This window comes from Streptomyces filamentosus, from assembly GCF_014654895.1.
Classification (GTDB): domain Bacteria; phylum Actinomycetota; class Actinomycetes; order Streptomycetales; family Streptomycetaceae; genus Streptomyces; species Streptomyces filamentosus.
In genome coordinates, this window is record NZ_BNBE01000003.1 from 994407 (window position 1) to 1006407 (window position 12001).

General features: G+C 72.4%; 10 protein-coding genes. 9 read left to right on the forward strand and 1 reads right to left on the reverse strand.

From position 1 onward, the window contains the following. Positions 1-27 precede the first annotated feature (27 nt). Both IE326_RS31990 and rpsD read left to right on the forward strand, forming a co-directional pair. Complete coding sequence (locus IE326_RS31990) at positions 28-1377, forward strand: replication-associated recombination protein A (protein ID WP_150232523.1); 1350 nt, start codon at positions 28-30, stop codon at positions 1375-1377. Positions 1378-1745: 368 nt separating this feature from the next. Beyond that, positions 1746-2360: a 30S ribosomal protein S4 gene (gene rpsD / locus IE326_RS31995; protein ID WP_030745475.1), complete on the forward strand. Its 615-nt coding sequence runs from the start codon at positions 1746-1748 to the stop codon at positions 2358-2360. Positions 2361-2394: 34 nt separating this feature from the next. Here the strand turns inward: rpsD and IE326_RS32000 are convergent, their stop codons facing one another. Then, a complete protein-coding gene (locus tag IE326_RS32000; RefSeq protein ID WP_190043999.1) occupies positions 2395-4530 on the reverse strand; it encodes an ATP-binding protein in 2136 nt (711 codons plus the stop codon). Positions 4531-4699: 169 nt separating this feature from the next. Here IE326_RS32000 and IE326_RS32005 point away from each other — a divergent pair, with 169 nt between their 5' ends. From IE326_RS32005 to IE326_RS32035, 7 genes are all read left to right on the forward strand, one after another. Further along, positions 4700-5140, forward strand: a complete 441-nt coding sequence (locus tag IE326_RS32005) for a DUF948 domain-containing protein (RefSeq protein ID WP_150227264.1) — start codon at positions 4700-4702, stop codon at positions 5138-5140. 5 nt (positions 5141-5145) lie between these two features. After that, positions 5146-5496 carry a DUF6167 family protein gene (locus IE326_RS32010; protein ID WP_030745481.1) on the forward strand — a complete coding sequence of 117 codons (351 nt, stop codon included), beginning with the start codon at positions 5146-5148 and terminating at the stop codon, positions 5494-5496. Continuing rightward, positions 5496-8165, forward strand: coding sequence for an alanine--tRNA ligase (gene alaS / locus IE326_RS32015; protein ID WP_150227263.1), 2670 nt, complete (start codon positions 5496-5498; stop codon positions 8163-8165). Before IE326_RS32010 ends, alaS begins: the two co-directional genes overlap by 1 nt. A gap of 2 nt (positions 8166-8167) precedes the next feature. Then, positions 8168-8632, forward strand: a complete 465-nt coding sequence (ruvX, locus tag IE326_RS32020; RefSeq protein WP_030745485.1) for a Holliday junction resolvase RuvX — start codon at positions 8168-8170, stop codon at positions 8630-8632. A gap of 101 nt (positions 8633-8733) precedes the next feature. Beyond that, complete coding sequence (gene mltG / locus IE326_RS32025) at positions 8734-10572, forward strand: endolytic transglycosylase MltG (protein WP_190044000.1); 1839 nt, start codon at positions 8734-8736, stop codon at positions 10570-10572. After that, positions 10553-11395: a shikimate dehydrogenase gene (locus tag IE326_RS32030; RefSeq protein ID WP_190044001.1), complete on the forward strand. Its 843-nt coding sequence runs from the start codon at positions 10553-10555 to the stop codon at positions 11393-11395. Before mltG ends, IE326_RS32030 begins: the two co-directional genes overlap by 20 nt. A gap of 143 nt (positions 11396-11538) precedes the next feature. Next, on the forward strand, positions 11539-11982 hold the full coding sequence (locus IE326_RS32035; protein WP_229915746.1) for a serine/threonine protein kinase: 444 nt from the start codon (positions 11539-11541) through the stop codon (positions 11980-11982). The last annotated feature ends 19 nt before the right edge of the window (positions 11983-12001 follow it).

The following is a 12001-nucleotide window of genomic DNA, read 5'->3' on the forward strand; positions in this document are numbered from 1 at the left end:
CGGTGGCGTGACCTAGGCTTCATGGACGTGGAGCCCGACCTCTTTACCGCAGCCGCCGAAGAACGCCAGGAGAAGGACCCGTCCAGCAGCCCGCTGGCGGTCCGGATGCGCCCCCGCACCCTCGACGAGGTGGTGGGCCAGCGGCACCTGCTCAAGCCCGGCTCACCGCTGCGGCGGCTGGTCGGGCAGGGCGGCGGCCCCGCGGGCGCCTCCTCGGTGATCCTCTGGGGCCCGCCCGGCATCGGCAAGACCACCCTCGCGTACGTGGTCTCCAAGGCCACCGACAAGCGCTTCGTCGAACTCTCCGCGATCACCGCGGGCGTCAAGGAGGTCCGGGCCGTCATCGACGGCGCCCGCCGCGCCTCCGGCGGCTACGGCAAGGAGACCGTCCTCTTCCTCGACGAGATCCACCGCTTCTCCAAGGCCCAGCAGGACTCCCTGCTCCCCGCCGTGGAGAACCGCTGGGTCACCCTCATCGCCGCCACCACCGAGAACCCCTACTTCTCGGTGATCTCCCCGCTCCTCTCCCGCTCCCTGCTCCTCACCCTGGAACCGCTCACCGACGAGGACCTCAGCGGCCTCATGGACCGCGCGGTGGCCGAGGAGCGCGGCCTCGGCGGCGCCGTCGAACTCGCCGCCGACGCCCGCGCCCACCTGCTGCGGATCGCCGGCGGCGACGCCCGCCGCGCCCTGACCGCCCTGGAGGCCGCCGCCGGCGGCGCCCTCGCCAAGGGCGAGCGGGAGATCACCCTCCAGACCGTGGAGGAGGCCGTCGACCGGGCCGCCGTGACGTACGACCGGGACGGCGACCAGCACTACGACGTCGCCAGCGCCCTCATCAAGTCCATCCGCGGCTCCGACGTCGACGCGGCCCTGCACTACCTGGCCCGCATGATCGAGGCGGGCGAGGACCCCCGCTTCATCGCCCGCCGCCTGATGATCTCCGCCAGCGAGGACATCGGCCTCGCCGACCCCCAGGCGCTGCCGCTCGCCGTCGCCGCCGCCCAGGCCGTCGCCATGATCGGCTTCCCCGAGGCGGCCCTCACCCTCAGCCACGCCACCATCGCCCTGGCCCTCGCCCCCAAGTCCAACGCGGCGACGAACGCCATCTTCGCCGCCCGCGAGGACGTCAGGAACGGCCTGGCCGGCCCCGTCCCCTCCCACCTGCGCGACGGCCACTACAAGGGCGCCGCCAAGCTCGGCCACGCCCAGGGGTACGTCTACCCGCACGACGTGCCCGGCGCGATCGCCGCCCAGCAGTACGCCCCCGACGCCCTGCACGGCCGGCGCTACTACGAGCCCACCCGCTACGGTGCCGAGGCCCGCTACGCGGACGTGGTGGAGAAGGTCCGCGAGCGGCTGAAGGGCGACGGCTGAGCGGTCCGGAGTCCCCGGACCCGCCCCCGGGCGGCCGCGCTCCGCGGAGCCGGTACACTGGTCGGGATCGCTGCGTCCCGTGTCCGGCCCCAGGCCGGCGCCACCAGAGCGGGACGGCCAGCAGGAGACCCGGCCTCCGGGCAGGATCTCCAGGAGCGTCGCGCACCTTCGAAGGTGTCGCGTGCCACCCACCACCCCCCGGGTTCCCGGGACCGGCGGTGGGTCGTTCGCGTGCTGCACGTACGTGCCCAGACCGGGAAGCGGCTGCCTGACGGGTCCCTCGCGGACCCGACGGGTTTTCCCGGCTGCGGATGCGACCTCCCTAACCACTGGTGAAGCCGTATTCGTTCAGACAGAGAGGTTGGTTCATGGCGAACCAGGCCCGCCCCAAGGTCAAGAAGTCGCGTGCCCTCGGCATCGCGCTGACGCCGAAGGCCGTCAAGTACTTCGAGGCCCGTCCCTACCCGCCGGGCGAGCACGGCCGCGGCCGCAAGCAGAACTCGGACTACAAGGTCCGTCTGCTCGAGAAGCAGCGTCTGCGTGCCCAGTACGACATCAGCGAGCGCCAGATGGCGCGCGCCTACGACCGCGCCAAGAAGGCCGAGGGCAAGACGGGCGAGGCGCTGGTCGTCGAGCTCGAGCGCCGTCTCGACGCCCTGGTCCTGCGTTCGGGCATCGCCCGCACCATCTACCAGGCCCGTCAGATGGTCGTCCACGGCCACATCCAGGTCAACGGTGGCAAGGTCGACAAGCCGTCCTTCCGCGTCCGTCCCGACGACGTCGTGATGGTCCGCGAGAAGTCCCGCGCGAAGACCCTCTTCCAGGTCGCCCGCGAGGGTGGCTTCGCCCCCGACGGCGAGACCCCGCGCTACCTCCAGGTCAACCTGAAGGCCCTGGCCTTCCGCCTGGACCGCGAGCCGAACCGCAAGGAGATCCCGGTCATCTGCGACGAGCAGCTGGTCGTCGAGTACTACGCCCGCTGATCCTGGCGGAGCACGGTACTCACCCCCGCGGTGTTCAGCCCGCCGCTTCCCCGCCCTTTCCGGTGGGGGAGTCGGCGGGCTTCCGCGTTCCCGGCACCAGCGGCGGCCGCGAGGAGCGGAAGGGCCGCGGCGCGGGCCCGGCCGGCCGGTCGGCCAGCGCCCGCTCCACCGCCTCGTCCAGGGACAGCCCCTGCCCGAGCCGGAACGCCTCCGCGTACCCCGCGGCCCCCAGCCGCTCCACCGCCCGCCCCGTGCACAGCGCCCGCGGCCCGTCCAGCGAGACCGAGCCGAAGCACCGCACCCCCACCGCGTCCCAGACCGGCAGCGCCGCGCCCTGGAGCACCGCCGCCTCCACCGCGTCGCCCTCGTCGACGGTCACCAGCGCCAGCAGCTCCACCGCCAGCACCACGCCCACCAGGTCGTGGAAGAGGTGGTTGATCGTCACGCACTCCACCAGCAGCTCCCGCGCCTCGGCCGCCGCGCCCCGGGTCCACGCCGCGTACGCCAGCACGTAGAGCGCGTACGCCCGCGTCCAGCGCTCGCCGCGCTCCTCGCAGACCTCCCGCACCTCCCGGCACATCGCCGTCGCGCCCTCCAGGTCGCCCGCGAACGCCCGCGCCATCGCCAGCTCCACCCGGCCCATCAGCACGTTGCTGTTCAGCTCGCCCAGCTCCCGGTAGGCGTCCAGCGCCCGCCCCAGCAGCTCCTCGGCGCGCGGGACGTCGTCCGAGAGCAGCGCCATGCACCCCATCCGGTGGGTCGCGTACGCCTCCGCCAGCCGGTTGTGCGAGGCCCGCGCCCGCTCCCGGCAGGCGTGCAGCGCCGCCACCGCCGCCGTCGGGTCGCCCTGGAGCACCGCCACGTACCCCAGCACCCACAGCGCCTTCAGCCGCGCCTCCTCCTGGCCCGACTCCAGCGCCAGCGCCCGGTCGAGCCAGTGCCGCCCCTCCGACAGCCGCCCGCACCCCACCCACGCGAACCACAGCGTCCCCGCCAGGTGCTGGGCGAGGTGCGCGTCCTCCGGCAGCTCCAGGCACAGGTCGAGCGCCGCCCGCAGGTTCGGCAGCGCCGCGGCCGTCCGCGCCGCCACCTCCGCCTGCCGGGGACTGAACCACTCCAGCTCGCACCAGGTCGCCAGGCCCATGTACCAGTCCCGGTGCCGCCGCCGCAGCCGCTCGGTGTCGCCGAGCGCGGCCAGCCAGTCCGCCCCGTACGCCGCCACCGTGTCCAGCATCCGGTAGCCCGGCCCCGCCGGGGTGTCCTCGCGGACCACCAGCGACTGCGCCAGCAGCCCGCCCAGCAGGTCGAGGACCTCCTCCGGAGGCAGGCCGGGGCCCCCGCACACGTACTCCACGGCCTCCAGGTCGAACGGCCCGGCGAAGACCGAGAGGCGCGCCCACAGCAGCCGCTCCCCGGGGGTGCACAGCTCGTGGCTCCAGCCGATCGCGGTGCGCAGCGTCCGGTGGCGGGGGAGGGTCCCGCGCCCTCCGTCGCCGAGCAGCCGGAAGCGGTCGTCCAGCCGGGCCAGCAGCTGCTCCACGGAGAGCAGCGGCAGCCGTCCGGCGGCCAGTTCGAGGGCGAGCGGGATGCCGTCGAGCCGCCGGCACAGCTCCAGGGCCGCGCCGCTGTCGGGGAGGACGGGCGCGCCGGCCCGGGCGGCCCGGTCGGCGAGCAGCGCGAGCGCGTCCTGCTCGGCCATCGGTTCCAGCGCCAGCACGGTCTCGCCGGGCACCCGCAGCGGCCGCCGGCCGGCCGCGAGGACGGTCAGCCCGGGGGCCGCGGCGAGCAGCTCGCGGACGAGCGGCGCGCAGGCCTCCACCAGGTGCTCGAAGCCGTCGAGGACGAGCAGCAGCCGGCGCTCGGCCAGGTGCTCCACCAGCACCTCGCGCGGCGGGCGGACCGTGTGGTCGGTCAGGCCCAGCGCCTCCACGAGGGCGTGCTCGACCAGCTCCGGATCGCGCAGCGGTGCCAGCTCCGCGAGCCGCACCTCCTCGCCGGAGCGTTTCTGCGCGGTGGCGGCGGCCTTCAGGGCCAGCCGGGTCTTGCCCACCCCGCCCACGCCGAGGACCGTGACGAGACGTGACCCGGCCAGGAGCGCGGCGAGTTCGGCCCGCTCGGCGGCCCGGCCGACGAACCGGTCGAGCTCCGCGGGGAGATTGCTGCGTCGCATGGGACACGGAGCGTACTCATCCGCGCGCGCTCCGTACAATCTGATCGCGCAACTCCCGCCCGCGCGGGCGGTAATGCGGTACGGCCTCCCAGCCCCGGCGCGATAGGCTCGGGGGACGACTTTTCGCAGGACCCCAACGACCGATGACGACAGCAGAGAGCGGTGCGCAGTGACCGGTGGAGAGGTTGCCGGGATCCTGGTGGCCGTGTTCTGGGCGATCCTCGTCTCCTTCCTCGCCGTGGTGCTGGCGAGGCTGGCGCAGACGCTCAGGGCGACCACCAGGCTGGTGGCGGACGTGACCGAACAGGCCGTCCCCCTGCTCGCCGACGCGTCGGCGACCGTCCGCTCGGCGCAGACCCAGCTCGACCGGGTCGACGCCATCGCCTCCGACGTCCAGGAGGTCACCGCCAACGCCTCCGCGCTCTCGACGACCGTCGCCTCCACCTTCGGCGGCCCGCTCGTCAAGGTCGCCGCGTTCGGCTACGGGGTCCGCCGGGCGCTCGGCCGCGGTCGCGACCGCGAGGAGGTGCCGCCCGCCACCGCGCGGCGTACCGTGATCGTCGGCCGTACCGTGCCGGTCGCACGGCGCCGGAAACAGAAGGGCCGATAGCCGCGATGTTCCGCCGCACGTTCTGGTTCACGGCCGGCGCAGCCGCCGGCGTCTGGGCCACCACCAAGGTCAACCGCAAGATCCAGCAGCTGACCCCCGAGAGCCTCGCGGCGCAGGCCGCGAACAGGGCGGTCGAGGCGGGCCACCGGCTCAAGGACTTCGCCCTCGACGTGAGGGCGGGCATGGCCCAGCGGGAGAGCGAGCTGGGCGAGGCCCTCGGCCTCGACGCACCGCCCCCCGCGGACCGGGAACTGCCCGAGCCCCGTCGCCGGGCCGCCCTCGGCCCCACCCCGCACAAGACCACGACCACGTTTTCGTCGCGCACGATCTCGTACAACCGGAATGAGGACCACTGATGGAGTCGGCTGAAATCCGCCGCCGCTGGCTGAGCTTCTTCGAGGAGCGCGGGCACACCGTCGTCCCTTCGGCGTCGCTCATCGCGGACGACCCGACTCTGCTGCTCGTCCCCGCCGGCATGGTGCCCTTCAAGCCCTACTTCCTGGGTGAGGTCAAGCCGCCCTTCACGCGCGCCTCCAGCGTGCAGAAGTGCGTGCGCACGCCCGACATCGAAGAGGTCGGCAAGACCACCCGCCACGGCACGTTCTTCCAGATGTGCGGCAACTTCTCCTTCGGCGACTACTTCAAGGAAGGCGCCATCAAGCTCGCCTGGGAGCTGCTGACCAGCTCCGTCGAGCACGGCGGCTACGGCCTGGAGCCGGAGAAGCTCTGGATCACCGTCTACCAGGACGACGACGAGGCCGAGCAGATCTGGCGCGACGTCGTCGGCGTCCCCGCCGAGCGCATCCAGCGCCTCGGCAAGGCCGACAACTTCTGGTCCATGGGCGTCCCCGGCCCCTGCGGCCCCTGCTCCGAGATCAACTACGACCGCGGCCCCGAGTTCGGTGTCGAGGGCGGCCCGGCCGTCAACGACGAGCGGTACGTCGAGATCTGGAACCTCGTCTTCATGCAGTACGAGCGCGGCGAGGGCTCCGGCAAGGACGACTTCCCGATCCTCGGCGACCTGCCCGCCAAGAACATCGACACGGGCCTCGGCCTGGAGCGCCTGGCGATGATCCTCCAGGGCGTCCAGAACATGTACGAGACGGACACCCTCAAGGTCGTCATCGACAAGGCCACCGAGCTCACCGGCGTCTCCTACGGCAAGGCCAAGGACAGCGACGTCTCGCTGCGCGTGGTCGCCGACCACATGCGCACCTCGGTCATGCTCATCGGCGACGGCGTCACCCCGGGCAACGAGGGCCGCGGCTACGTGCTCCGCCGCATCATGCGCCGCGCCGTCCGCAACATGCGCCTGCTCGGCGCCACCGGCCCGGTCGTGCAGCAGCTCGTCGACACCGTGATCGACACGATGGGCGAGCAGTACCCGGAGCTGATCACCGACCGCAAGCGCATCGAGACGGTCGCCCTCGCCGAGGAGGCCGCGTTCCTCAAGGCCCTCAAGGGCGGCACCAACATCCTCGACACCGCCGTCACCGAGACCAAGGCCGCCGGCGGCACGGTCCTCGCCGGCGAGAAGGCCTTCCTGCTCCACGACACCTGGGGCTTCCCGATCGACCTCACCCTGGAGATGGCCGCCGAGCAGGGCCTCTCCGTGGACGAGGACGGCTTCCGCCGCCTGATGAAGGAGCAGCGGGACCGCGCCAAGGCCGACGCCAAGGCCAAGAAGACCGGCCACGCCGACGTCTCCGCCTACCGCGAGATCGCCGACAGCTCCGGCGCCACCCAGTTCACCGGTTACACCAACACCGAGGGCGAGTCCACGGTCGTCGGCCTGCTGGTGAACGGCGTCCCGTCGCCGGCCGCCTCCGAGGGCGACGAGGTCGAGGTCGTCCTCGACCGCACCCCCTTCTACGCCGAGGGCGGCGGCCAGATCGCCGACCAGGGCCGCATCCGGCTGCACTCCGGCGCCGTCATCGAGGTCCGCGACGTGCAGCAGCCCGTGCCGGGCGTCTCGGTGCACAAGGGCTCGGTGCAGGTCGGCGAGGTGACCGTGGGCTCCACCGCCTACGCCACCATCGACGTCCGCCGCCGCCGGGCCATCGCCCGCGCCCACTCGGCCACCCACCTCACCCACCAGGCGCTGCGCGACGCCCTCGGCCCGACCGCCGCCCAGGCCGGTTCGGAGAACCAGCCCGGCCGCTTCCGCTTCGACTTCGGTTCGCCGAACGCGGTCCCCGGCACCGTCCTCATGGACGTCGAGCAGAAGATCAACGAGGTCCTCGCGCGCGAGCTGGAGGTCCACGCCGAGGTCATGCCGATCGCCGAGGCCAAGCGCCAGGGCGCCATCGCCGAGTTCGGCGAGAAGTACGGCGAGCAGGTCCGCGTCGTCACCATCGGCGACTTCTCCAAGGAGCTGTGCGGCGGCACGCACGTCGGCAACACCGCCCAGCTGGGTCTGGTGAAGCTGCTCGGCGAGTCCTCCATCGGCTCCGGCGTGCGCCGCATCGAGGCCCTGGTCGGCGTCGACGCGTACAACTTCCTCGCCAAGGAGCACACGGTCGTCGCCCAGCTCCAGGAGCTGGTCAAGGGCCGTCCGGAGGAGCTGCCGGAGAAGATCGCCTCCATGCTCGGCAAGCTGAAGGACGCCGAGAAGGAGATCGAGAAGTTCCGCGCGGAGAAGGTCCTCCAGGCCGCCGCCGGCCTGGTCGACTCCGCCAAGGACATCCGCGGCCTCGCCCTCGTCACCGGCCAGGTCCCGGACGGCACCGGCGCCGACGACCTGCGCAAGCTGGTCCTCGACGTGCGCGGCCGCATCCCGGCCGACCGCCCGGCCGTCGTGGCCCTCTTCACCACGGCCAACGGCAAGCCGCTGACGGTCATCGCCACCAACGAGGCCGCCCGCGAGCGCGGCCTCAAGGCCGGCGAGCTGGTCCGCACGGCCGCCAAGACCCTCGGCGGCGGTGGCGGCGGCAAGCCGGACGTCGCCCAGGGCGGCGGCCAGAACCCGGAGGCCGTCGGCGAGGCCATCGCCGCCGTCGAGCGCCTCGTGGTGGAGACCGCGTGACGATGCGCCGGGGACGACGCATCGCCGTCGACGTCGGGGACGCCCGGATCGGGGTCGCCTCGTGCGACCCCGACGGGGTCCTCGCCACGCCGGTGGAGACCGTGCCGGGACGCGACGTCCCGGCCGCCCACCGGCGGCTCCGCCAGATCGTGGCGGAGTACGAGCCGATCGAGGTCGTCGTGGGCCTGCCCCGCTCGCTCAGCGGGCGGGAGGGTCCGGCCGCGACCAAGGTCCGCGCCTTCGCGAAGGAGATGGCGCGCGGGATCGCCCCCGTGCCCGTCCGGCTGGTCGACGAGCGAATGACCACGGTCACCGCGACCCAGGGGCTGCGGGCCTCCGGGGTGAAGGCCAAGAAGGGCCGGTCGGTCATCGACCAGGCCGCCGCTGTGATCATCCTTCAGAACGCTCTTGAGGCCGAACGGGTATCAGGTAATCCGCCCGGCGAGGGCGTCGAAGCGATCATCTGATCGCGATACGGTAACGTTCCGCGCGATGTGGCGGCGTTCGAACAGCTGCCGCACTACGTAGAGGCGGATCGTCCGGAAGCCTCGCGGCTGTTTGGGGATCGATGACTGAGTATGGCCGGGGCCAGGGCTCCGAACCGTGGCACCCCACGGACCCGCTCTACGGGGACCAGGGGTGGGAAGGTCAGCAGCAGTACCAGCAGCAGCCGCAGCAGCAGGCGCCGTACGCGCAGGGCAGCCAGGGCTACCAGGACCCGTACGCCCAGCAGGGCTACGGGACCGACCCCTACCAGCAGCAGGCCGCGTACCAGCAGCAGGGGTACGCGGACCCGCACGCACAGGCGTACGGCGACCAGGGCCAAGGCCAGGCGCAGCCGTACGACCAGACCGGCTGGAACCAGGGGTACGACCCCGCGGGCCAGTCCGGCCACGGCCACCCCGCTCAGCCCGGCCATTCCGCTCAGCCCGGACAGATGTACGGCGGCCAGCAGGTGTACGACGGCCAGCCGTACGACGGCAACTGGGAGACCGGCCAGGCCGCCATGGCCTACAACGCGCCGCCCGCCGACCCGTACGGCGGGCAGCAGCCCGACCTCTACGGCACGCCCGAGGCGTACCCGCCGCCCCAGCCGCCCGGCCGCCGTCAGCAGCCGCCGGAGCCGGTCGTCGACTGGGCGCCGGAGCCCGAACCCGAGCCCGAACCGGAACCCGCCCGGCGGGACCGGGAGGAGGCGCACCCCTTCTTCACCGGGGACGACGACGAGGACGGCCTCGCGGACGAGGCGCCGGCCGGACGCCGGAGCGGTCGCGGCGGCGGTCGCGGCGACGACCGGGACCGGGAGCGCCGCGGCAAGGAGCGGAAGCGCAAGGGCAAGAACGGCATGGCCTGCCTCGTCGTCGCCGCGGTCTTCGCCGGCGGCCTCGGCGGCATCGGCTACTTCGGCTACCAGTTCTGGAAGGGCCAGTTCGGCGAGGCCCCCGACTACGCCGGCACCGGCAGCGGCGAGGTCCAGGTCGAGATCCCCAAGGGCGCCTTCGGCAACGAGATCGGCAACATCCTGAAACGGGCGGGCGTCGTGAAGAGCGTCGACGCCTTCACCGCGGCCCAGAACAAGAACGCCAAGGGCAACTCGATCCAGGCCGGCGCCTACACCCTCCGCAAGGAGATGTCGGCGGAGAGCGCGGTGGCGCTCATGCTGGACCCGGCGAGCCAGGCCAACCTCATCATCCCCGAGGGCAAGCGCAACGCCTGGGTGTACGAGCAGATCGACACCCGCCTCGACCTCCCGGCCGGCACCACCAAGAACATCGCCTTCAAGCAGGCGGACTCCCTGGGCCTGCCCGACTGGGCCAAGAACCACGAGAACGTCAAGGACCCCCTCGAAGGCTTCCTCTTCCCGGCCAGCTACCCGGTCGCGAAGGGCACCCAGCCCGAAGCCGCGCTCAAGAAGATGGTCAGCCGCGCGAGCCAGGAGTACGCGAAGCTGGACCTGCCGGAGAAGGCGAAGGCGCACGGCCTGGAGAACGCCTGGGAACTTGTGACGGTCGCGAGCCTGGTGCAGGCGGAGGGCAAGACGCACGACGACTTCCGCAAGATGGCGGAGGTCATCTACAACCGCCTCCAGCCGGACAACATCCAGACGAACCAGAAGCTCCAGTTCGACTCCTCGCTGAATTACCTCAAGGGCCAATCCGAGATCAAGATCTCGGAGGAGGAGGCCCACAACACCAAGGACCCGTACAACACGTACACCAACCGGGGGCTCACCCCGGGCCCGATCAGCAACCCCGGCAATGAGGCACTGGCCGCCATGCTCGATCCCACGAAGGACGGCTGGCTCTACTTCGTCGCCACCGACGGCCTGCACAAGACCGAGTTCGCCAAGACCTACCCCGAGTTCCTGAAACTGAAGGAAAAGTTCGATGCAGCATCGGGCCAGTGAGACGGGCCACCACGCCGCCGTCCTCGGTTCGCCGATCGCCCACTCGCTCTCCCCGGTCCTGCACCGGGCCGCGTACGCGGAGCTCGGCCTGGACGACTGGTCCTACGAGCGCTTCGAGGTCGACGAGGAGGCCCTGCCGGGCTTCGTCGCGGAGCTCGACGGCTCGTGGGCCGGCCTCTCGCTGACCATGCCGCTCAAGCGGGCGATCATCCCGCTGCTCGACGAGGTCAGCGAGACGGCCGCCGCCGTGGAGGCGGTCAACACGGTGGTCTTCCGCGAGGACGGCCGCCGGGTCGGCGACAACACCGACATCCCCGGCATGATCGCCGCCCTGCGCGAGCGGGACGTCGAGGAGGTGGAGTCCGCGGCGATCCTCGGCGCGGGTGCCACCGCCTCCTCCGCGCTCGCCGCGCTGGCCCGCGTCTGCACGGGGCGGGTCACGGTGTACGTGCGCAGCGAGGCACGGGCCGCGGAGATGCGCGGCTGGGGCGACCGGCTCGGCGTGGACGTCCGCGTCGCCGCCTGGGACGACGCGGCGGAGGCGCTCACCGAGCCGCTGGTGATCGCCACGACCCCGGCGGGCACCACGGACGCGCTGGCCGACGCGGTCCCCGAACGCCCCGGCACCCTCTTCGACGTCCTCTACGACCCCTGGCCCACCGCCCTCGCGGCCGCCTGGTCCGACCACGGCGGCAGGATCATCGGCGGCCTGGACCTCCTGGTCCACCAGGCGGTCCTCCAGGTGGAACAGATGACGGGCGTCCGGAAGGCCCCTCTGGTGGCGATGCGCGCGGCCGGCGAGACGGCCCTCGCCGTGCGGTGAGACGACCGCACGACAACTCCTGATTGTTTCTGGCCAGGAGCCGTCTGATTTTCCGATCGATGATGAGCGAACTCGATCGCCAGGTTCCTCCCTGACGCGCGGCCGCCAGAGCCGCGCCCAGGGGAGGAACAGTGCGCAGATCCATGGCCCGGGGCCTTGCCGCTCTCGCGATCGCCTTCGGCACGGTGCCGGCCGACAGCGGGACGGCCAACGCGGCGATCTCCGACAGCGCGGCCGTCTCGGCGTGCGGGTCCAGCTACTACGTGCAGCGCAAGCAGGACCTCGGCCGGGGACAGACCGCCACGGTGTTCCTGCTGTACAGCGCGTCCACGAAGAAGAACTGCGTGGTCACGATGAAGCACCCGGATATGGGGAGCATCTACGGTTTTCCGACGGAGCTGGGCGCCAGTGTCCAGGCCGAGGGCGGCAGCTGGATCACCGACCGCGACGACTACAAGTACTACGCGGGCCCGGTGTACCTCTACGCCCCCGGCAAGTGCGTCCGCTTCTCCGCCTCCTACGAGGAGTGGGGAGCGAGCCTGCCCCACGACATCAACTGCACCAGCCCGTCGGGCAACTGCGGCTGATCGGCCCCGGAGGGCCCGC